24 protein-coding genes and 1 tRNA gene are annotated in these 20,786 nt (G+C 68.4%); 18 read left to right on the forward strand and 7 right to left on the reverse strand.

What is annotated here, in order from left to right; genetic code table 11:
• Window positions 1-102: 102 nt before the first annotated feature.
• The 13 genes from phnC (at window position 103) to AC5JCN_RS09840 (ending at window position 10,675) form a co-directional block, all read left to right on the forward strand.
• Window positions 103-909, forward strand: coding sequence for a phosphonate ABC transporter ATP-binding protein (gene phnC, locus AC5JCN_RS09780; RefSeq protein WP_495754838.1), 807 nt, complete (start codon window positions 103-105; stop codon window positions 907-909).
• A gap of 47 nt (window positions 910-956) precedes the next feature.
• Complete coding sequence (phnD, locus tag AC5JCN_RS09785; RefSeq protein WP_495754839.1) at window positions 957-1,892, forward strand: phosphonate ABC transporter substrate-binding protein; 936 nt, start codon at window positions 957-959, stop codon at window positions 1,890-1,892.
• 137 nt (window positions 1,893-2,029) lie between these two features.
• The gene (gene phnE, locus AC5JCN_RS09790) at window positions 2,030-2,914 is read left to right on the forward strand and encodes a phosphonate ABC transporter, permease protein PhnE (RefSeq protein ID WP_495754840.1); all 885 of its coding nucleotides are present in this window, start codon (window positions 2,030-2,032) and stop codon (window positions 2,912-2,914) included.
• Window positions 2,911-3,801 (forward strand): phosphonate ABC transporter, permease protein PhnE, encoded by an 891-nt coding sequence (gene phnE / locus AC5JCN_RS09795; protein ID WP_495754841.1) that lies wholly within the window; start codon window positions 2,911-2,913, stop codon window positions 3,799-3,801. Before phnE (AC5JCN_RS09790) ends, phnE (AC5JCN_RS09795) begins: the two co-directional genes overlap by 4 nt.
• A 43-nt stretch (window positions 3,802-3,844) precedes the next feature.
• On the forward strand, window positions 3,845-4,321 hold the full coding sequence (gene phnG, locus AC5JCN_RS09800; RefSeq protein ID WP_495754842.1) for a phosphonate C-P lyase system protein PhnG: 477 nt from the start codon (window positions 3,845-3,847) through the stop codon (window positions 4,319-4,321).
• On the forward strand, window positions 4,318-4,911 hold the full coding sequence (phnH, locus tag AC5JCN_RS09805; RefSeq protein WP_495754843.1) for a phosphonate C-P lyase system protein PhnH: 594 nt from the start codon (window positions 4,318-4,320) through the stop codon (window positions 4,909-4,911). Before phnG ends, phnH begins: the two co-directional genes overlap by 4 nt.
• Before the next feature lie 7 nt (window positions 4,912-4,918).
• The gene (locus AC5JCN_RS09810) at window positions 4,919-6,034 is read left to right on the forward strand and encodes a carbon-phosphorus lyase complex subunit (RefSeq protein WP_495754844.1); all 1,116 of its coding nucleotides are present in this window, start codon (window positions 4,919-4,921) and stop codon (window positions 6,032-6,034) included.
• Complete coding sequence (locus tag AC5JCN_RS09815; protein ID WP_495754845.1) at window positions 6,031-6,900, forward strand: alpha-D-ribose 1-methylphosphonate 5-phosphate C-P-lyase PhnJ; 870 nt, start codon at window positions 6,031-6,033, stop codon at window positions 6,898-6,900. Before AC5JCN_RS09810 ends, AC5JCN_RS09815 begins: the two co-directional genes overlap by 4 nt.
• Window positions 6,897-7,682, forward strand: a complete 786-nt coding sequence (gene phnK, locus AC5JCN_RS09820; protein WP_495754846.1) for a phosphonate C-P lyase system protein PhnK — start codon at window positions 6,897-6,899, stop codon at window positions 7,680-7,682. The genes AC5JCN_RS09815 and phnK overlap by 4 nt, the downstream gene beginning before the upstream one ends.
• A gap of 1 nt (window position 7,683) precedes the next feature.
• Window positions 7,684-8,388 carry a phosphonate C-P lyase system protein PhnL gene (gene phnL / locus AC5JCN_RS09825; RefSeq protein ID WP_495754847.1) on the forward strand — a complete coding sequence of 235 codons (705 nt, stop codon included), beginning with the start codon at window positions 7,684-7,686 and terminating at the stop codon, window positions 8,386-8,388.
• Between the two features lies 1 nt (window position 8,389).
• On the forward strand, window positions 8,390-9,535 hold the full coding sequence (locus AC5JCN_RS09830) for an alpha-D-ribose 1-methylphosphonate 5-triphosphate diphosphatase (RefSeq protein ID WP_495754848.1): 1,146 nt from the start codon (window positions 8,390-8,392) through the stop codon (window positions 9,533-9,535).
• Window positions 9,525-10,091 carry a phosphonate metabolism protein/1,5-bisphosphokinase (PRPP-forming) PhnN gene (gene phnN / locus AC5JCN_RS09835; RefSeq protein ID WP_495754849.1) on the forward strand — a complete coding sequence of 189 codons (567 nt, stop codon included), beginning with the start codon at window positions 9,525-9,527 and terminating at the stop codon, window positions 10,089-10,091. The genes AC5JCN_RS09830 and phnN overlap by 11 nt, the downstream gene beginning before the upstream one ends.
• 11 nt (window positions 10,092-10,102) lie before the next feature.
• Window positions 10,103-10,675, forward strand: a complete 573-nt coding sequence (locus AC5JCN_RS09840; protein WP_495754850.1) for an MOSC domain-containing protein — start codon at window positions 10,103-10,105, stop codon at window positions 10,673-10,675.
• A 3-nt stretch (window positions 10,676-10,678) separates the two neighbouring features.
• Here the strand turns inward: AC5JCN_RS09840 and gorA are convergent, their stop codons facing one another.
• The 4 genes from gorA to AC5JCN_RS09860 all read right to left on the reverse strand — a co-directional run bounded on the left by gorA (window position 10,679) and on the right by AC5JCN_RS09860 (window position 13,940).
• Entirely contained in the window at window positions 10,679-12,037 is a 1,359-nt protein-coding gene (gorA, locus tag AC5JCN_RS09845; RefSeq protein WP_495754851.1) for a glutathione-disulfide reductase, read from the reverse strand.
• A 46-nt stretch (window positions 12,038-12,083) separates the two neighbouring features.
• Window positions 12,084-12,641, reverse strand: coding sequence for a DUF2059 domain-containing protein (locus tag AC5JCN_RS09850; protein WP_495754852.1), 558 nt, complete (start codon window positions 12,639-12,641; stop codon window positions 12,084-12,086).
• A gap of 40 nt (window positions 12,642-12,681) precedes the next feature.
• Window positions 12,682-13,407 carry a ribose-5-phosphate isomerase RpiA gene (rpiA, locus tag AC5JCN_RS09855; RefSeq protein WP_495754853.1) on the reverse strand — a complete coding sequence of 242 codons (726 nt, stop codon included), beginning with the start codon at window positions 13,405-13,407 and terminating at the stop codon, window positions 12,682-12,684.
• A gap of 62 nt (window positions 13,408-13,469) precedes the next feature.
• A complete protein-coding gene (locus AC5JCN_RS09860; RefSeq protein ID WP_495754854.1) occupies window positions 13,470-13,940 on the reverse strand; it encodes a hypothetical protein in 471 nt (156 codons plus the stop codon).
• Window positions 13,941-14,092: 152 nt separating this feature from the next.
• Between AC5JCN_RS09860 and AC5JCN_RS09865 the strand changes: the two genes are divergently transcribed.
• Window positions 14,093-14,776 carry an HAD family hydrolase gene (locus AC5JCN_RS09865; protein WP_495754855.1) on the forward strand — a complete coding sequence of 228 codons (684 nt, stop codon included), beginning with the start codon at window positions 14,093-14,095 and terminating at the stop codon, window positions 14,774-14,776.
• 41 nt (window positions 14,777-14,817) lie between these two features.
• Here the strand turns inward: AC5JCN_RS09865 and AC5JCN_RS09870 are convergent.
• Window positions 14,818-14,892, reverse strand: a tRNA-Val gene (locus AC5JCN_RS09870).
• Between the two features lie 264 nt (window positions 14,893-15,156).
• On the opposite strand from AC5JCN_RS09870, the gene AC5JCN_RS09875 reads away from it, so the two are divergent.
• Entirely contained in the window at window positions 15,157-15,735 is a 579-nt protein-coding gene (locus AC5JCN_RS09875; protein WP_495754856.1) for a L,D-transpeptidase, read from the forward strand.
• Between the two features lie 94 nt (window positions 15,736-15,829).
• On the opposite strand, the gene AC5JCN_RS09880 is transcribed toward AC5JCN_RS09875, so the two are convergent.
• Window positions 15,830-16,189, reverse strand: a complete 360-nt coding sequence (locus AC5JCN_RS09880) for a gamma-butyrobetaine hydroxylase family protein (RefSeq protein WP_495754857.1) — start codon at window positions 16,187-16,189, stop codon at window positions 15,830-15,832.
• Between the two features lie 106 nt (window positions 16,190-16,295).
• Here AC5JCN_RS09880 and moaA point away from each other — a divergent pair, with 106 nt between their 5' ends.
• Window positions 16,296-17,303, forward strand: a complete 1,008-nt coding sequence (gene moaA, locus AC5JCN_RS09885; RefSeq protein ID WP_495754858.1) for a GTP 3',8-cyclase MoaA — start codon at window positions 16,296-16,298, stop codon at window positions 17,301-17,303.
• A 49-nt stretch (window positions 17,304-17,352) separates the two neighbouring features.
• Here the strand turns inward: moaA and AC5JCN_RS09890 are convergent, their stop codons facing one another.
• Window positions 17,353-18,159, reverse strand: a complete 807-nt coding sequence (locus AC5JCN_RS09890; protein ID WP_495754859.1) for an SDR family NAD(P)-dependent oxidoreductase — start codon at window positions 18,157-18,159, stop codon at window positions 17,353-17,355.
• Window positions 18,160-18,379: 220 nt separating this feature from the next.
• Here AC5JCN_RS09890 and AC5JCN_RS09895 point away from each other — a divergent pair, with 220 nt between their 5' ends.
• Entirely contained in the window at window positions 18,380-18,985 is a 606-nt protein-coding gene (locus tag AC5JCN_RS09895) for a TRAP transporter small permease subunit (RefSeq protein WP_495754860.1), read from the forward strand.
• A gap of 40 nt (window positions 18,986-19,025) precedes the next feature.
• Complete coding sequence (locus tag AC5JCN_RS09900) at window positions 19,026-20,693, forward strand: TRAP transporter large permease (protein ID WP_495754861.1); 1,668 nt, start codon at window positions 19,026-19,028, stop codon at window positions 20,691-20,693.
• Window positions 20,694-20,786 lie beyond the last annotated feature (93 nt).

Genomic DNA, 20,786 nt, shown 5'->3' on the forward strand with positions numbered 1-20,786 from the left:
ACGCATGACGGAACGGCTCGGCTCAAGCCTGTGGACGGTGTCACTAAACCGTTGCGCGGCCCCGCTACCGGACTCGCAAGGCCCACTCCGCGGAGCGCTTGCATGCTTGCCATAGAGGGACTGAGCCGCACGTTCGGCTCCAAGGCTGCGGTGAAGGACGTTAACCTCACCGTCGACAAGGGAGCCTTTGTCGGCGTCATCGGCCGTTCGGGCGCAGGCAAGTCCACGCTGCTGCGCATGATCAACAGGCTGCAGGAGCCGACTGCAGGCCGCATCCTGGCCGACGGCGTCGACGTCACGGGCCTGCGCGGCCGGGCGTTGAGAGACTGGCGGGCCGACTGCGCCATGATCTTCCAGCAGTTCAACCTCGTCGGCCGTCTCGACGTGCTGACCAACGTCCTGCTCGGACGCCTCAACAAGGCAGGAACGCTGGGCTCCGTCCTCAGGCTCTGGTCCCCGGAGGACCGCGCCATCGCGCTTTCCGCGCTGGAAATGCTCGACATCGCCTCGCTCGCGGCCCAGCGCGCCGACAGCCTGTCGGGCGGCCAGCAGCAGCGCGTCGCAATTGCCAGGGCTCTCGTGCAGGAGCCGAAGATCATCCTCGCCGACGAACCGATCGCGTCGCTCGATCCGCGCAACACCAAAGTGGTGATGGACGCGCTGCTGCGCATCAACCGTCATTTCGGCATCACCGTTCTGTGCAACCTGCACTCCCTCGACCTCGCCCGCAGCTATTGCGACCGGCTGGTCGGCATGGCCAGCGGCCGCGTCGTGTTCGACGACGTTCCGGAGGCTCTCACCGAAGACGTCGCCCGCGAGCTCTATGGCCTGGAGGCCGGCGACGTCATGGACGCGCACGCCCCCGCCGCGCCGTCACCGGCCGCTCTCCCCGTTCCATCCGCCGCCTGACCGCGGCTCGGACCCCGTCTGCCCTTCATCCCCGAAAGGACGAACCCATGCTGAACCGACGCCACGTTGTCGCCGCCCTCGCCCTGGGCGCCACCTTTGCCGCCGCACCGGCTTTTGCAGAGGACTGGCGCGCCAAGTATCCCGAGCTGGTCTTCGCCATCGTTCCGGCCGAGAACGCCAGTGGCGTCATGGACCGCTACACGCCGTTCGCCGCCTATCTCTCGAAGGAACTCGGCGTGAAGGTCACGGTCCGCACCGTGCAGGACTACGCCGCGATGATCGAGGGGCAGCGCTCGGGCAACATCCACATCGCCTATTACGGCCCGGCCGGCTTCGCCCGCGCCCGCGTCACCGGCGTGCAGACCGACGCCTTCGCCATCGACGTCAACAATGACGGCTCGAAGGGCTACTATTCGGTGTTCTATGTGAAGGCCGACAGCCCCTACAAGACCATCGCCGACCTGAAGGGCAAGAACCTCGGCCTCGTCGATCCCAACTCGACCTCCGGCAACAACGTGCCGCGCTTCGAGCTCGACAAGATGAAGATCGAGCCGGAGAAGTTCTTCGACAAGGTCGTCTTTGCCGGCAGCCACGAGAACGCCGTGCTCGCCCTGTCGCAGGGCACCGTCGACGTCGCCGCCAACGCCTGGACGAGCGATGACGACAGCTATCTCTACCGCATGCTGACCAAGGGCATGCTGAAGAAGGCCGACGGCTCGCCGATGAAGTACGAGGACTTCAGGATCATCCACAAGTCCCAGCCCATCATCAACGGCCCGACGACGTATCTCTCCAGCCTCCCCGAAGACGCCAAGGCGGCGATCCGCAAGGCCTTCTTCGACGCTCCGACCAAGGACAAGGCCGCCTTCGACAAGATCTCGGACGGCAAGAACAAGCCCTGGGCGCCCGCGACCAACGGCGACTACGACCAGACCATCGAGCTGATCAAGTTCGTCGACACGCTGCGCAAGAAGTCGTCCTGAGAGCGGCTGACTTCGGGACGCGAGCCGATGCCGTGCGCTTGCATCCGGAGCGCGCGTCTTACGACCCGCACTTTCGGCATTGCCGGTGCAGGCGCGTCTGAAGACGCGCGGTCCGAGGCGTCATTCCGGGCTCTGCCATGGCTCTAAGCATCCCCACACTGCCTGATCCACAGGCGGCCGCGCTCGCGGCCGCCTATGACGCTGCAGTCTCGGCCAAGCGCCGCCGCATGCTCGTGGGCATCGCCGCCGTCATCGCGCTCGTGCTCGCATCGGCTTGGATGGCGGAGGTGCGGCCCCTGGTGTTCTTCACGAACATCGGGAAGTTCACGAGCTATATCGGCCGCATCTTCTTCCTCGACAACGGCCAGCTTGTCTTCACCGACGTCCGCGAATGGTTCTGGGGCCTTGGCAAGTGGCTGAGGCTGATGGGCGAGACGCTGCTCATCGCCTATCTCGGCACTGTGCTCGGTGCGCTCGGCGGCTTTCTCCTGTGCTTCGCCGCGGCCGACAACTTGGTGCGCTCTCCGGCGATCAAGTTCTGCGTCCGTCGCTTTCTCGAATTCTGCCGCACGGTACCGGAACTCGTCTTCGCCCTGATCTTCGTCGTCGCCTTCGGCCTCGGCCCTTTGCCGGGCGTACTGGCCCTTGCCATCCACACCATGGGCGCGCTCGGCAAACTCTTCTTCGAGGTCGTCGAGAACATCGACATGAAGCCGGTGGAAGGCGTCTCGGCGACGGGAGCGGGCTGGGTGCAGACCGTCCGGTTTGCGGTCGTGCCACAGATCCTCTCCAACTTCGCCAGCTACGCGCTGCTGCGCTTCGAGATCAACGTGCGCGGTGCAGCCGTGATGGGCTTCGTCGGCGCCGGCGGCATCGGGCAGGACCTGCTCGAAGCCGTGCGCAAGTTCTACTACTCCGACGTAAGCGCCATCATCGTGCTCATCATCATCACCGTGGCAATCATCGACCTGCTCACCGAGCGTGTCCGCCATGCTCTGCTGGGCCGGGAGGCCTCCCGATGAGCGCCGCTCCGGATCGCGACGCGAGCTTCCTGCGCGCCTCGGCGCGCAGCGACCTGCAGCGCCTGCGCTCGACCTACCCCGACGTGTTTCGCCCCAACATGCGTCGGCGCGCGATCATGCTGGGCAGCATCGCGCTCGCGCTGGCGGTTTTCGTCTACGGTTTCGCGACGCTGGACATCTCGTGGGCACGGGTGTTCGGCGGCTTTGCCCGCCTCGCCGACTTCGTCGGGCTGATGCTGCCGCCGAGCTTCAGCTCCACCGAGAAGCTGCTGCTTTATCTCCGCTCGCTGGGCGAAACGCTGGCCATTGCTTTCCTCGGCACGCTGCTGGCGGCGATCCTCGCGTTTCCGCTGGGCTTCCTCGCCGCCCGCAACGTCCTGCCGAACTGGTTGGCACGCTTCGCCACGCGGCGCTTCCTCGACACGGTGCGAAGCGTCGACACGCTGATCTGGGCGCTCATCTGGATCAACGTGGTCGGCCTCGGCCCCTTCGCGGGTGTCCTGGCCGTGATGACGTCGGATCTCGGCTCCTTCGGGAAGCTCTTCTCGGAAGCCGTGGAAGCGGCTGACAGGAAGGCCGTCGAGGGCGTCACCTCGACCGGCGGCAACCATCTGCATGGGGTGCGCTTCGGCCTTCTGCCGCAGGTGCTGCCGGTGATCGCGGGGCAGGTGCTCTATTTCTTCGAGTCCAACACCCGGTCGGCGACCATCATCGGCATCGTGGGGGCCGGCGGCATCGGTCAGTATCTCTACGAGGAGATCAAGACGCTCGAGTGGCAGCACGTCTCCTTCCTCGTCCTGCTCGTCCTCGTCACCGTGTCGGTCATCGATTTCGTCTCCGGGCGCCTGCGGTCCGCGATCATGGCGAGCCCGGCAAACGATCGGTGACAACCGTCATCGGACTGTCAGACGAAGCCCCTAGCAGGGCGGCATGAAAGACCCTCGATCCGGTCGCGACGCCACCGCGGACACTGCTCAGAGGCAGCGCGTCATGGCGCTCGTCGCCGAGGCCTCCGTCGGGGAGCTGGCAGCGGCGGTCGAGGCGCTCGGCCCACCTCCCTATCGCGAACTGCGGCCAACCGAGACGGGGCTCGTCATGGTGCGGGGACGCATCGGGGGCGACGGGGCACCCTTCAACATGGGCGAAGCGACCGTGACCCGGGCAGCCGTCCGGCTGGACGGCGGTGCCACCGGCTTTTCCTATGTCCTGGGCCGCGACGCGGAAAAGGCGAGGCTCGGCGCGGTTCTGGACGCCGCTTTCGTGGCCGGCCGCGGCGACGAGCTGGAAACCGTGTTCTGCGCCCCGATCGCCGCCCGGCTGGCCGGGGAGCAGGCGCTCGCGGCCGAGCGCACGGCAGCGACCCGTGTCGACTTCTTCACCCTCGTTCGCGGAGAGGATCAGCCATGAGCGCCGCCGTTCAGCCCGGCTTCGGCTCGCCTGTTCATGACGCGCAGGCAGCCTTCCGAAGCGTGATGATGGCCATGGCCCGTCCAGGCACCGTGCGCCGGATCGAGGCTGTCCCCGGCACGCCCGACGCGCTCGAGCCGGCAGCCGCCGCGATCGCGCTCGCGCTCTGCGATTTCGAGACGCCCGTCTGGCTGGATCCCGCATTGGCGGCCGACGACGCGGTGACCTCGTTTCTCGCCTTCCACACCGGAGCACCGGTGACGGCGACGCTGGAAGCGGCCCACTTCGCCTTTCTCCCGCGTGGCGCGGAGTTGCCGGACTTCACCAGCTTCGCGCAAGGAGATCTCTCCTACCCCGACCGCGGCGCCACGCTCGTCATCGCCGTCCAGGACTTTGACGAGACGGCCGGCTGGAGCATCGCCGGGCCCGGCATTGCCGGCGCCGCGCGGTTCCGCGCCTGGCCCTTGCCCGCCGACATGCCGCACCGCCTCGCCGCCAACCACGCACTGTTCCCCCGCGGGGTCGACCTCCTCTTCGTTGCAGGAAACCGCCTAGCGGCCCTGCCGCGCTCGACCATGGTGGAGGCCTGATCCATTCATGTACGTCGCGGTCAAGGGTGGCGAGAAGGCCATCGGCAACGCACACGAACTGCTCGCCCACGAACGCCGCGGTGACCCTGCCGTGCCCGAGCTGGGCGTCGACCAGATCCGCGAGCAGCTGGCCCTTGGCGTCGCCCGCGTCATGGCCGAAGGCTCGCTCTACGACCCCGCCTTGGCGGCACTGGCCATCAAGCAGGCGCGGGGAGACCTGATCGAGGCGATCTTCCTCGTCCGCGCCTTCCGCACGACCCTCCCCCGCTTCGGCCATTCCGAGCCGCTGGCGACGGACGCCATGACGATCCGCCGGCGCATCTCCGCCACCTACAAGGATCTTCCGGGCGGACAGGTGCTGGGCCCCACATTCGACTACACGCACCGGCTGATCGACTTCGACCTCGCTGAGGGCACCTCGGTCGCCGAGCCGGCGCGGATGGCTGGCGCGGCGGAGGTGGACGCCCCCCACGTCACGTCGCTCCTCGACGGCGAAGGGCTGATCGAGGCCAATCCGCCAGCGGTGCAGGACGCCCCGGTCGGCGATTTGACGCGAGAGCCGCTGTCCTTTCCCGCCGACCGCGACCTGCGCCTGCAAAACCTCGCGCGCGGCGACGAAGGCTTTCTCCTGTCGCTCGCCTATTCCACCCAGCGCGGTTTCGGCCGGACGCATCCCTTCGTCGGCGAGATCCGGCATGGCGACGTCGAGGTGGACTTCGTGCCGCCGGAACTCGGCTTTGCGGTCCCGCTGGGGCGCATTGCCGTGACGGAATGCGAGATGGTCACGCAGTTCACCGGCAGTGCGGCCGCTCCTCCGCAGTTCACACGCGGCTACGGCCTCGTCTTCGGCCAGTCCGAGCGCAAGGCGATGTCCATGGCGCTGGTCGACCGGTCGCTGCGGGCGGGCGAACTGGGCGAGGACCGCGTCGCCCCGGCGCAGGACGAGGAGTTCGTGCTGTCGCACTCCGACAACGTCCAGGCCACCGGCTTCGTCGAGCACCTGAAGCTGCCGCACTACGTCGACTTCCAGGCCGAGCTCGGCCTCGTGCGCCTGCTGCGGGCCGAACACGCAGCGGCACGGGCGGAAAAGACGGACGATGGGCGCCGCGAGGCCGCGGAATGAGCGCCGCACGGACCACCTACAACTTCGCCTATCTGGACGAGCAGACGAAGCGGATGATCAGGCGGGCGATCCTGAAGGCGATCGCCATCCCCGGCTACCAAGTGCCGTTTGCCTCGCGCGAGATGCCCATGCCCTATGGCTGGGGCACCGGCGGCGTGCAGGTGACGGCGGCCGTCATCGGCCCGGACGACGTGCTCAAGGTCATCGACCAGGGTTCGGACGACACGACGAACGCGGTCTCCATCCGCAAGTTCTTCGCCCGCACCGCCGGTGTGGCGACCACCACGTCGACGACGGCCGCGACCATCATCCAGACGCGCCACCGCATCCCGGAGACGCCGCTTTCGGAAGGCCAGATCCTGGTCTACCAGGTGCCCATCCCCGAGCCGCTGCGCTTCCTCGAGCCGCGCGAGACCGAGACGCGCACCATGCACGCGCTCGAGGAATACGGGCTGATGCACGTCAAGCTCTACGAGGACATCGCGCGCCACGGCCACATCGCGACCACCTACGCCTACCCGGTGAAGGTCCAGGGCCGCTATTTGATGGACCCGTCGCCGACGCCGAAGTTCGACAATCCGAAGATGCACATGTCCGCCGCGCTGCAGCTCTTCGGCGCTGGCCGCGAGAAGCGCATCTACGCCATCCCGCCCTACACCGAGGTCGTGTCGCTCGACTTCGAGGACCATCCCTTCGAGGTCAACCGCTTCGACAGGCCCTGCGCCCTGTGCGGCGCCGAGGGCGTCTATCTCGACGAGGTCGTGCTCGACGACCGCGGCGGGCGGATGTTCGTGTGCTCGGACACGGATCATTGCGAGACGCGCCGGGCGGACGGCCATGCCGGCGATGCGGGAGGCCGGCCATGAGCACCGGCGAGGACCTTCCCCTGCTCGTCGCCGAAAACCTCGGCAAGTCCTACGGCGCCCGCATCGGTTGCCGCGAGGTCGGCTTCATGCTGTACCCCGGGGAAGTTCTGGCGGTGGTGGGCGAGTCCGGCTCGGGCAAGTCGACGCTGCTGGGCCTCCTCTCCACCCAGCTCCAGCCGACGGCCGGGCGGGTCTCCTACCGCATGCGCGACGGCGTGATGCGCGACCTCGGCTCGCTCACCGAGGCCGAGCGCCGCTTCCTGATGCGGACCGACTGGGGCTTCGTGCACCAGGATGCATCCCAAGGCCTGCGCATGTCTGTCTCAGCCGGTGCCAATGTCGGCGAGCGGCTGATGGCCGTCGGCGAGCGGCACTACGGCCACATCCGCGACACCGCGCTCGACTGGCTCGGCCGCGTCGAGATCGACGCCGACCGGATCGACGACGCGCCGCGCTCCTTCTCCGGCGGCATGCGCCAGCGCCTGCAGATCGCCCGCAACCTCGTCACCTCCCCTCGCCTCGTCTTCATGGACGAGCCCACGGGCGGCCTCGACGTCTCCGTCCAGGCCCGCCTGCTCGACCTGCTGCGCGGCCTCGTGGCCGATCTCGGCCTCGCCGTGGTCGTCGTCACCCATGACCTCGCCGTCGCCCGCCTGATCTCGCACCGGATCATGGTGATGCGGCATGGCCGCGTCATCGAGACCGGGCTGACCGACCAAGTGCTCGACGACCCCCGCGAGCCCTATACGCAGCTCCTCGTCTCCTCCGTCCTGCAGGTGTGAGATGACGCCCGCCCTCTCCCTCGATCAGGTCGGCAAGACCTTCACCATGCATCTGCGCGGCGGCACGCGGCTGCCCGTCGTGCGCGGCGTCAGCTTCACCGTGCTGCCGGGCGAGTGCGTCGTGCTCGGCGGTCCCTCCGGTGCCGGCAAGTCGTCCCTGCTCAAGATCGTCTTCGGCAATTACCGCTGCGATACCGGCTCGGTCATGGTGCGCGACGGCAGCGAGGCGGTCGACGTCGCCTCCGCGGAGCCACGCCGGATCCTGCGCCTGCGGCGCACGACGCTCGCCTATGTCAGCCAGTTCCTGCGTGTCATCCCGCGTGTCGGAGCGCTCGACATCGTCGCGGCCGCGGCCGTCGAGAACGGGGCGGAACCCGGCGCGGCGCAGTCGCGCGCCCGCGACCTGCTGGCGCGGCTCAACGTGCCCGAGCGGCTGTGGAGCCTGCCGCCCGCCACCTTCTCGGGCGGCGAGCAGCAGCGCATCAACATCGCGCGCGGCTTCGTCGCGACGCACCCGGTGCTGCTGCTGGACGAGCCCACCGCTTCGCTGGACGCCGCCAACCGCGCCGCCGTCGTCGAACTCATCCGGGAGAAGAAGGCTGCGGGCACGGCGCTGCTCGGCATCTTCCATGACGAGGACGTTCGCGACCGCGTCGCCGACCGGATTGTCGACGTCACCCGCTTCGCCGCGGCCCAGGAGATGTGAGATGGACCCGTCGAGCTACGTGCTGGAGAACGCAAGTCTCGTCCTGCCCGACAGGGTGGTCGCGCAGGGCTGGGTGGCGGTGGCTGACGGCCGCATCGTCGAGACCGGCGAGGGAAAGGCCCCGGAGCGCGGCCTCGACCTGGGAGGTGACCTCGTTCTCCCCGGCCTCGTCGAGCTGCATACCGACCATCTGGAGCTGCACTTCACGCCGCGCCCGGCCGTGCGCTGGCCTGCGCTCTCGGCGGTGCTGGCCTATGACGCGCAGATTGCGGCGTCCGGCATCACGACCGTCTTCGACTCGCTGCGGGCCGGCCTCGAGGACCGCCGCGACGCAGTGACTGGAAGCCTCGAGATCCTCGCGGACGCCCTCGACGAGGCCCGCGACAGAAAACTCATGCGGGCCGAGCACCTGACGCATCTGCGCTGCGAAATCTGCACGCCGGACGTGATCGAGGTCACCGAGGCCTTCGCCCGGAAGCGGCCCATCCACCTGATGTCGCTGATGGACCACACGCCGGGCGAGCGCCAGTTCCGCGATGTCGAGAAGTTCCTGATCTACTACCGCGGCAAGACCACGCTCAACGAGAGTGAGCTGATGCAGATGGTGGATCGCCGCCGCGCCGAGCATGCGGCCCGCGCGATCCCCAACCGCCGCAGGCTGGTCGACATCGCCAGGTCGCACGGCGTGGCGCTGGCGAGCCATGACGACACGACCGTCGAGCAGGTGCGGGAGTCGCTCGAGGACGGCGTCAAGATTGCCGAGTTCCCCACCACCGTGGAGGCGGCACGTGCCTCGCACGAGGCTGGCATCGGCGTGCTGATGGGCGCGCCGAACCTCGTGCGCGGCGGCTCCCACTCGGGCAACGTCGCCGCGGAAGACCTGGCGCGCGAAGGCACTCTGGACATCTTCTCGTCCGATTACGTCCCCGCAAGCCTGCTGCAGGCGGCGATGGAGCTTCCCCGCCGGGTGCCCGGCATCCTGCTGCCGCAGGCGATCGCCACGGTCACGGACAATCCGGCACGGGCCGCGGGTCTCACCGACCGCGGCCGGATCGCGCCGGGGCTGCGCGCCGATCTCGTCCTCGTCAAGGAGGGCGACGTGCCCGTCATCCGCGCCGTCTGGCGGGAGGGGCGGCGTGTCGTGTGAGCTGAAGGAGCGCATCGGCCCCGGCCGCCTGGTCCTCGTGGTCGGACCAAGCGGCGCCGGCAAGGACACGCTCATCCGCCTCGCCCGCGAGCAGATCGGGGATGGCGGGCAGATCGTCTTCCCCCGGCGGATCGTCACGCGGGACAGCAACGCCTGGGAAGACCACGACACGGTCACCCCCGAGCAGTTCGAAGCCGGACTGCGGCTCGGGCTTTATCCCCTCCACTGGGAGGCGCATGGCCTGCATTACGGGCTTCCCGGCAGCATCGTGGCCGACGTGGCTGCGGGGCGGACCGTGGTCGCCAATGTGTCCCGGCACGTCATCGGTACGGCGCGACAGTGCTTCGTGAATGTCTCGGTGGCCTACGTCACGGCCCCGCCGGACATCCTGGCTGCCCGCGTCGCGGGGCGCGGCCGCGAAGCGGCCCTCGACGGCCGTATCGCCCGCACGGCGCCCGGGCCCGACAGCTGTGACGCCGACCTCGTCATCGAGAATGTGGGGGTGCCGCACCAGGAAGCGCGTCGCCTGCTCGACCTCCTGCAGGGCAGCGCGTGACAGCGAATGTCATGACGTCCCGCGACGGGCAGGGCATGGGCAGCGCGGCCAAGGTCGCAAGCGTGCATACGAGCCCCGTGCACGGCTTCAGCAAGCAGCCGCTGAAAGAGATCCATCTCCTGGCGGGGCTGGGCGTCGCTGGCGACGCGCATGCCGGGGAGACCGTCAAGCATCGTTCCCGCGTAGCCATCGACCCGACGCAGCCCAATCTCCGGCAGGTGCACCTGCTGGCCGGCGAATTGCTGGACGAACTCGCGGCCGCCGGATTCGAGGTGCCTCCCGGCGGGCTCGGCGAGAACATCACCACGGCGGGCCTGGATGGGCTGGCGCTGCCCCGCGGGACAAGGCTGCACATCGGCTCCGAGGCCATCGTCGAGGTGACCGGATTGCGAAACCCGTGTGGGCAGATCGAGGCGTACCGGCAAGGCCTCCTGGCTCGCGTCCTGACGCGAGACGGACAAGGCAGGCCCGTCCGGCGCGCGGGCATCATGGGGATCATGATCGCCGGAGGGCGGGTGGCGCCGGGCGATCAGATCCGCATCATTCTGCCGGATCCCCCGCTTATCCCGCTGGAGCGCGTGTGAGCCTCAGCCCTTGAAGGGCGTGCGCATGGTCACGAGTTCTTCCGAGGCCGTAGGATGCACAGCCAGCGTGGCGTCGAAGTCGCGCTTGGTGGCGCCCATGCGGACAGCGATGGCGAGGCACTGCACCATCTCGCCGGCGCCCTCGCCCATGATGTGGACGCCGGCGACGCGGTCCGTCGCAGTGTCGACGACGAGCTTCATCAGCACCCGGCTCTCGCCGCCCGAAAGCGTCGCCTTGAGGGGGCGGAAACTCGTCTTGTAGATCGTCACGTCGCCGCAGGCGCGAGCCTCGGCCTCCGACATGCCGATGGTGCCGATCTCCGGGGTGGAGAACACGGCGGTAGGCACCTGCGAGTGGTCGACGATCACCTCACGGCCGCCGAACACGGTGTCGGCGAAGGCATGGCCCTCGCGGATGGCGACAGGCGTCAGGTTGACGCGGTTGGTGACGTCGCCGACGGCATAGATGGACGGGACGCTGCTCTGCGAGAAGCGGTCGACCACCACCGCGCCGAGCGGGTCCAGCCGCACGCCCGCCTCGGCGAGCCCGAGCCCCTTGGTGTTGGGCACGCGGCCAGTGGCGTAGACGATGTGCTCGGCCGAGACGCCGGATCCGTCGAGGAGCGTGGCGGCGACGTTGCCGGGCCTGCCGTCGAGGGCGACGATGTCGGTCTGCGGCAGCACGCGGATGCCCGCCCGCAGCATCTCGGCCGTGAGCGCTGCCCGCAGGTCCTCGTCGAAGCCGCGCAGCACGGCCTCCCTGCGGATGACGACGGTGACCTCGACGCCCATCCGCGCCAGCGCGCAGGCAAATTCGACAGCGATGTAGCCGCCGCCGACGATCACGACGGAGCGCGGCCGCGTGGCCCATTCGAAGAGGTCGTCGGAGGACTCGGCGAGGTGGATTCCCGGGATGCTCTCGGGGAAGTAGGGCCTCGCGCCCGTGGCCACCAGGATGGTGCCGGCGGTCAGAGTGCGCCCGCCGGAGAGGCGCACCGTGTGGGGATCGACGACGACGGCGCGCTCCTTGACGATCTCCGCGCCCGAACGCTCGACATTGGTCGTGTAGGCGGCCTCGAGGCGCGCGATCTCCTTGTCCTTCGCCGCCTTGAGCGCGGCGAAGTCGAAACGGGCTTCCGGCACCTGCCAGCCGAAGCCCGCCGCCTCCTCGAACTCGTCGGCGTAGCGGCCGGCATAGACGTAGAGCTTCTTCGGCACGCAGCCGCGGATGACGCAGGTGCCGCCGACCCGGTACTCCTCCGCGATCATCACGCGCGCGCCATAGCCGGCCGCGATGCGGCCTGCCCGGACACCGCCCGATCCGCCACCGATGACGAAGAGATCGAGGTCGAATTCGCTCATGCGCCGTCTCCGGGATGGACCGGGGGCGCCGTTGCCCCCGCCGCCGTCACAGGTCGATGTTCTTCTTCTTCAGCTCGGCGCGCACGCGCGTCAGCATGAACTCGGAGAGCCCGCGGCTCCACGCCTGCATGGCGCCGAAGAGGCCGTCCAGCACGCGCGGCTGCGAGGCGACATAGGCCGAGCCCGACGGCGACTTGAAGAAGGCCGCGATGTTCTTCAGGTCGTTCTCGCTCAGCGCCTGCGCGTAAAGGCGCGCAGCGGTGTCGACGATCTCGTCGCGCTTGGCGTCGAACTCAGGCCGCAGCTGCGTCAGCGTGTCGGCGAGTTCCTTGGCGATCTCGGGCCGCGAAGCCGCGAAGGTCTGCTTCAGCTGCTCCATGAACTGGGGGATCAGCGCGTCGAACCCACGCGACATGCCGGAGCTGATCACGAGGTCGCGTGCGATGGCGAGATGCGACGGCGAGATCGGCGGGGCCGCCGGCTGGGCCGGGGTGGCCGGGGTTGCCTGCTGCTGGGCGAAAACGGGCGTGACGCAGCCCAGAGTGAGGGACAGGCAGAGCGCCGGCGCAAAGCGCCGGGCGGTCGCGGCGGTGATGAGCTTCAAGAGACGTCTCCCGTTCTGGTGGCCGGCAGGGGCCGGCCGTTCAGGCCATGTCGCCGATGATGCGGACGCCGGACGGTGTCGCGAGAATGGCGGCCGACGCGATGGCAATGAAAAGTCCGTGTTCGACCACGCCCGTCAAGCGGTCCAGGCGATCCGCCAGGCTCTCAGGATCGGGGATGCGGCCGGCGGGACAATCGAGGATGAGGTTGCCGGAGTCGGTGCGGACCGGCACGCCGTCGCGCATCCTGATCGCCGGTGTGCACGGGCAGCAGCAGGCGTCGAGCGCCGCCGCCACCGCAAGCCTCGTCGCACCGAGACCGAACTCCACGACCTCGACCGGCAGCGGAAAGCGGCCGAGCTCTGCGACCTGCTTGCTCTCGTCGGCGATGACGATCATCCGCGCGGACGCGCAGGCAACGATCTTCTCGCGCAGATGCGCGCCACCGCCGCCCTTGATCAGGCGCAGGCGCGGATCGATCTCGTCGGCGCCGTCGACGGTGAGGTCGAGGCGCGGCGTTTCGTCCAGGGTGGTGAGATGAATGCCAAGCGCGGCGGCCTGATCGGCCGTGGCCCGCGACGTCGGCACGCCGGTGACCGGCAGTCCCTCCCGGACACGGGCACCGAGAAGGTCGACGAAGTGCCTGGCCGTGGAGCCGGTTCCAAGGCCCAGCCGCATGCCGGGCTCGACGAGGGCGACCGCACGCGCAGCCGCCTCGCGCTTCAGCGCCTCGGCGTCGTGACGTCCTGCCTGCCCGTCCTGGACCAAGAAAGCTCTCCCGCTCGCCGGCGGGCTTAGCACGCCCGGGCAAGCGGCGGGAAGGGCAAGCGTCAGGGCTTCTTCAGCGCGCCGGTCGTGTCGGCGCCGGTGCGGCCGCCCGTGGTGGCTGAAGCCGCGGCGTCCGTGGCAGCGCCCTTTTCGGGAGGCGTGCAGACGACCTTCTCGTCGAACACGTAGCAGACGCTCATCGCCCCCGTGCGCATGTCGACGCGGAAGACGCCGCCCTCGCGCTCGTGGCGGGAGGCGACGAGCCCGTACTCGGACGGCTCCTGCTTGCCTGCCCCCTCGCCCGGCGGGAAGCAGAGCGTCACGCCGAACGTCCCCTCCTTCTGGCCGTACTGGCAGGCGCCGACCTCCCCGGTCACACGGTCGATCCGATAGATGCGGTTGAGGTCGGACTGCGGCGCAGGCGTGAAGTCGAACTGCCCCGCCTGTGCGCCCGCGAGCGGAGCGAGGCTCGCGAGCGTTGCGGCAGCCGCGAGGGCGAAGCGACGATACGGCGCGGTCGTGCACGCGGACATGGCTGTCTCCGGAATTTCGTGGCGGGACGGTGCGCCGGACGCCCTCGCCGCGCGACCGTCCCAGGGCCTGGGGCGAGTCTGGTCGTGTATGGTTAACAGAACCTTTATGCCGGCGCGTTGACGGCGGTGAGCGCATCCGGCACTGAAGATCGATGCCAAGCACCGACACGCCTCCGGCGACCCTCGTCTTCGACCTCGACGGAACCCTCGCCGACACGGCCGCGGACCTCGTGGGGACGCTCAACGTCATCCTGGCGCGCGAGAACGTGCAACCGGTTCCGGTCGGAAACGCCGGGGCGGTTGTCGGCGCCGGCGCGCGGGCGATGATCGAGCGCGGCCTCGCGCTGGGCGGCGTGACCGTCGACGCGGTCAAGCTCGAAAAGCTTTTCAACGATTTTTTAGATCATTACGGCGATAATCTCGCTGATCACACCAAGCTTTATCCCGGTGCCCGGGAAGCGATCGATGCCCTGCATGGGGACGGCTACGTCCTCGCGGTCTGCACCAACAAGGTGGAGAAGCACTCGCGCGAACTTCTCGAGGCGCTCGGCGTCGCCGACCGCTTCTCGGCCATCTGCGGGCGGGACAGTTTCCCCTACGCGAAGCCGGACCCGCGCCACCTCACCATGACCATCGAGCAGGCCGGCGGCGACCCGCGGCGGGCGCTGATGGTGGGCGACTCGAAAACCGACATCGAAACGGCCCGAAACGCCGGGATTCCGGTGGTTGCAGTAACGTTCGGATACACGGACGCCCCGGTGACAACCTATGGGCCAGACCACGTCATCGATCATTTCGACGCGCTGGCCGGGATCGTCGCCTCGCTCAGGCTGTGAGCAGGCGGTCGTTACCGCGTCGAGGCTAACTGTCCGGAAAATGGTGGGCGCGACAGGGATTGAACCTGTGACCCCTCCCGTGTGAAGGGAGTGCTCTCCCGCTGAGCTACGCGCCCGATGGCCGGGGCGTTCTAGCAGGACGCCAGCCAGCGTCAAGCCGGGAATAGCAGGGCCCTTGTTCCCCGGCCGAAATCGGCGAATCGCTTCCGTCCGTACCATTGTTGCCGTGGGGCAACGTCATGGCGCGATTGCGGCATCGTGATGGTTCGCACAGCCGCCGGAGGTTGAATTTGTTAACTAGGCAGGGCTAGTCCTTGACATGCGAGCGGCGCAAAGGCCGCTGGCCTTCCGCTGGTTCCATAATCGTCGAGGTTGCATCGATGCGCCGTCTGGCAATCGTTTTCGCTGGTGCTGTCGCGCTGGTTGCCGCCGCGGGCGGCGCTTCCGCCTATCAGATCGACCCGCTCACCCGCGAGCCGATCGACGAGACCTATTCCGACAATCGCCCGCAGGCCACGGCCATCCCGCGCGAGACCGTCACCTATGACGGCCGCTACCCGGCGGGCACGATCGTGATCAGCAGCAGCGAGCGCCGCATGTACTACGTGCTCGGCGACGGCAAGGCGATCCGCTACGGCGTCGGCGTCGGCCGTCCCGGCTTCGAGTGGGCCGGTGCCAAGACGATCACCGCGAAGCGCGAATGGCCGGATTGGCGTCCGCCGTCCCAGATGCTCAAGCGCCGCCCCGACCTGCCGCGCTACATGCCCGGCGGCCCGGACAACCCGCTCGGCGCGCGCGCCATGTATCTCGGCTCGTCGCTCTACCGCATCCACGGCTCCAACGAGCCGGAGACGATCGGCCAGGCCGTGTCGTCGGGCTGCATCCGCATGCTGAACGACGACGTGATAGATCTCTACGAGCGCGCAAAGGTCGGCACGCGGGTCATCGTCCTGCGCTGACGCGCCACAATCCCGGATTGACGAAGGCGCGGGCCGGGTTCGCGCCTTTTTCTTTGCCGCCCGGCCACCGTGCCTGCCTGCCGGGGGCCGCCAGTCAGCGCGACAGGCCCTTCGCCTGCAGTTCCGCGAGATACACTGCCCAGCGTGCGTCCCGGTCCCGGCCGAGTTCATGCAGGTACCGCCACGTGTAGATCCCGGTGCGGTGCCCATCCGAGAAGACGAGGCGCACGGCATAGTTGCCCACGGGCTCCACTGCGCTGACCATGACGTTGCGCTTCCCGGGGACGGTCTGCCGCTCCGCAGGCGAGTGGCCCTGCACCTCGGCACTCGGGCTTTCCACCCGCAGGAACTCCGCCGGGAGCGCGAAACTCGCGCCGTCCTCGAAGGCCACGGTGAGCGTCGCCTTGTCGGCTGATAGCCTGATCTCGGCCGGCCAGACCTCGTCCTGAACCATGCGATGCTCCTGCGGCTGGCGCCTGCCCTGCGCGGGGCGGTCTTCCCGGCGGCTTTTCGCGCAACCATATCTGTGGGACAAGAGGCCCGTCATGCCGGAAAATCCCGTGTCCCCGCCCGCCCCGCTCGTCGACCCGTTCGGCCGCTCGATCTCCTATCTGCGCGTCTCCGTGACCGACCGCTGCGACTTCCGCTGCGTGTACTGCATGTCGGAAGCGATGACCTTCCTGCCCAAGAAGGACCTCCTGACGCTGGAGGAGCTGGACAGGATGTGCACGGTCTTCGTCCGGAAGGGCGTGCGCAAGCTCCGCATCACCGGTGGCGAACCGCTGGTACGCCGGGACATCATGACGCTGTTCCGCCGCCTCTCTCGCCATCTCGACGGCGGCGGCCTCGAGGAGCTGACGCTGACCACGAACGGCTCGCAGCTCGGGGCTCATGCCCGCGAACTCGCCGAGTGCGGCGTGAAGCGCGTCAACGTGTCCATCGATACGCTCGATCCCGCCAAGTTCCGTCTCATCACCCGCCGGGGCGACCTCGGGCAGGTGCTGGCCGGCATCGACGCGGCGCAGGACGCCGGCATCGCGGTGAAGGTCAATGCCGTGGCACTGAAGGGCGTCAACGACGACGAAGTGGAGACGCTGGTCGAGTGGGCGCATGGCGGGGGCATGGACCTGACCTTCATCGAGGTCATGCCGATGGGCGACATCGAGCCCGACCGGTTCGACCAGTACTGGCCCCTCACCCAGGTGCGCGCCCGGCTGGCAGAGCGCTTCACCCTGGAAGACATTCCCGACCGGACGGGCGGCCCCGCCCGCTATGTGCGCGTGAAGGAGACCGGCGGGCGGCTCGGCTTCATCACGCCGCTGACCCACAATTTCTGCGAGAGCTGCAACCGGGTCCGTGTCACCTGCACCGGCACGCTCTATATGTGCCTCGGCCAGGAAGATGCCGCGGACCTGCGCGCCCCCCTGCGCGAAAGCGCCGACAACGGTCCGCTGGAGCAAGCCATCGAGGCGGCCATCGCCCGCAAGCCGAAGGGCCACGACTTCATCATCGACCGCACCACGGCCCGCCCTGCCGTGGGCCGGCATATGAGCGTGACGGGAGGATGAGGGCCGGAGCGCGGGTCTCCGGACCCGCCTTGCCGAGCCCCCCGCCCCTTCAACTCGCCCAGTTCTGCTTGAACTCGCCGTAGAGCGTAAGTCCGCCGCAGGCGTAGATGGTCTGGCCGGTGATGTAGGCGGCATCGTCCGACGCCAGGAAGGCGTAGAGCGGAGCGATGTCGTCGACCGTCGCGGCACGCCCCATCGGGATGTGGCTCTCGACGCCGGCCTTCGCCTTCGGGTCGTCGATCCACGCCGCGTTCATGTCGGTGATGACGGCGCCGGGCGCGACGGCGTTCACGCGAATACCCTTGTCGGCATATTCCAGGGCCAGCGTCCGCGTCAGGTGGCCCAGCCCCGCCTTGGCCATGGCGTAGGCGACATAGCCCGGCTTGGGGATGATCTCGTGCACGCTCGTCGTGTTGACGATGATGCCCCCGCCCTGCCGCGACAGGAAATGCGCGATGGCGGCGCGGCAGCCATAGGCAGGGCCCTCGAGGTCGATCGCGAGGACCTTGCGCAGGTCCGGGGTGGAGAAGCTGTCGCCCGGCGTCGGCGTCTGCATCCCGGCATTGTTGACCAGGATGTCGAGGCGGCCCCAGGCCGCGACAAGCCCATCGATCATGCGCGTGACTGCACCTTCGTCGGCGACGTCCGCCTCGACGACGCGATGCGCGGCGCCCGCCGGACCGGCCGCCTTCACGGAAGCGAGCGTCTCCTGCGCCGCCTCGTCGTCCCGCACATGGTTGATGCCGACGGTGGCTCCCTCGGCGGCGTAGCGGATGGCGATGGCGCGGCCGATGCCCCGGGAGGCTCCCGTCACGAGGGCGAAGCGCCCGGCGAGTCGCTGGGGAAAATCTGGCACGCGCGCGTCTCCTGCATTCGCGAAGGCGCGCACCTTGGGACGGGCCTTCGTGCCGCGTCAAGGCACGTGAATCCACGGCAAAGAGGCCGCGCTTTCGCACGTTCAACCTCCGTCCAGTAGTCCGGCCGGGCACACGATGGTATCAGGGATCAAGAATTGCGGGCCTCGACGCTCGCCAAGAGAGGACGGCTCCACGATGAGCCGGCGCCGGAGGGATTGAATGACCGCACTCCTGCAGATCAGCAGGCGGATCGACGCCGCTTCGACCTGGCTCGGTCGCATCGTCGCGTGGCTCATCCTCGCCGCCGTGATCGTCTCGGCGGTGAATGCGATCATTCGCAAGGTCTTCGACGTGTCGTCGAACTCCTGGCTCGAACTTCAGTGGGTGCTGTTCGGTGCGGTTTTCCTGCTCTGCGCACCGTGGACGCTGTTGAGCAACGAGCACATCCGGATCGACATCATCAACGCCCAGCTGCCCAAGCGGGTACGCAACTGGATCGACGTGTTCGGGCACACGCTGTTCCTGATCCCGTTCTGCGTGGTCATGATCATCACGTCGTGGCCGTTCGCCATGAACTCGCTGGCCATCAACGAGCAGTCGGCCAACGCCGGCGGCCTGCCGCAGTGGCCGGCCAAGATGCTCATCCCGATCGGGTTCGTGATCCTGCTTGTGCAGGCCCTCTCCGAGCTCATCAAGCGCGTCGCGATCATGCGGGGCGCCCTGGCGGATACGGATTCCGGCGGCGGGCACCACGCCGCCGTCGAGGCGGAGGCGGCACGGCTGCTGGCCGCCGCCCGGGCCGAGAACCCGGACATGATCCGCTGACGTCGCCTGCTCTGCGGCCAATTTCGAGACGGACCTTTTCATGACCGCTTTCATCATCGAGAACATGGCGCCGATCATGTTCGCGGCGCTCGTGGTGTTCCTGCTTCTGGGCTACCCCGTCGCGTTCGCGCTGGCCGCCAATGGTCTCGTTTTCGGGCTGATTGGCATCGAGCTCGGCCTGTTCCGGCCCGACTTCCTGCAGGCGCTGCCCGAGCGCGTGTACGGCGTCATGAACAACGAGACGCTGCTCGCGATTCCCTTCTTCACCTTCATGGGGCTGATCCTCGAACGCTCAGGCATGGCAGAGGATCTGCTGGACACGATCGGCCAGCTCTTCGGTCCGATCCGCGGCGGCCTCGCCTATGCGGTGGTGTTCGTCGGCGCGCTGCTGGCGGCGACGACGGGCGTGGTGGCCGCCTCGGTGATCTCGATGGGCCTCATCTCGCTGCCCATCATGCTGCGATACGGCTATGACAGGCGGCTCGCCTCGGGCGTCATCGCGGCCTCCGGCACGCTGGCGCAGATCATCCCGCCCTCGCTGGTTCTCATCGTCATGGCCGACCAGCTCGGCCGTTCCGTGGGCGACATGTACGAGGGCGCCTTCGTCCCCGGGCTCGTCCTGGCTGCCCTTTACGCCGGCTACGTGTTGCTGGTCTCCATCTTTCGCCCGAAGGCGGCCCCCGGGCTGCCGCCCGAGGCGCAGGTGCTGAAGGATCCCGACGGCAAGGCCCGCCGCCTGTCGCTGCTCGTCATCACCGTGCTGTCCGGCGTGCTGGGCTGGTTCACGATCCGTGAATTCACGCACGTTGCCTCGGGAGCCGACTTCGTCGTGCTCAGCATGACGGTGGCTGTGGCGGCCTCCTTCGTCCTGGCGCTCATCAACAAGTTCGCGCGGCTGAACCTGCTCTCGACCATGGCCGAGCAGACCATCTTCGTGATGGTGCCGCCGCTCGGGCTGATCTTCCTCGTGCTCGGCACGATCTTCATCGGCGTCGCCACGCCGACGGAAGGTGGAGCCATGGGCGCGGCCGGCGCCATTCTGCTGGCCATCGCCAAGCGGCGCCTGAGCTGGGACCTCCTGCGCCAGGCGGTCGAGTCCACCGCCAAGCTCTCCGCCTTCGTCGTGTTCATCCTCGTCGGCGCGCGCGTCTTCTCGCTCACCTTCTATGGCGTCAGCGGCCATGTCTGGGTCGAGCACCTGCTCACCTCGCTGCCGGGCGGGCAGATCGGGTTCCTCATCTTCGTCAACCTGCTGATCTTCGTGCTGGCCTTCTTTCTCGACTTCTTCGAGCTGGCCTTCATCGCCATCCCGCTGATCGGTCCGGTGGCCGACAAGCTCGGGATCGACCTGATCTGGTTCGGCGTGATGATGGGCGTGAACATGCAGACATCCTTCATGCACCCGCCCTTCGGCTTCGCACTCTTCTACCTGCGCTCTGTGGCGCCCAAGATGCCCTATCTCGACAAGGTCACAGGCAAGAAGATGGAGCCGGTGACGACCGGCCAGATCTACTGGGGCGCGGTGCCGTTCGTGGTGATCCAGCTGATCATGGTCGCGCTTGTCATCACCTTCCCCGGCATGGTGATGCACTACAAGAACGCCGCGCCGGTGGTGGACCAGCAGAAGGCGCTGGAGCAGCTGCAGAACCTGCCTGGCGTCGAGGAACTGCCGCCCCTGGACCTCAGCCAGCCGCCGAAGATCCAGTAGCGCCCGACCTTGTCATCCCCTTTCCGGCCTGCTCCGCAGGCCGCCGGGGGCGACAGGCCGTCCGGTGCGGGCCAAGCCCGCGCAGGACGAGGG

It is taken from the genome of Alsobacter sp. (assembly GCF_059501845.1).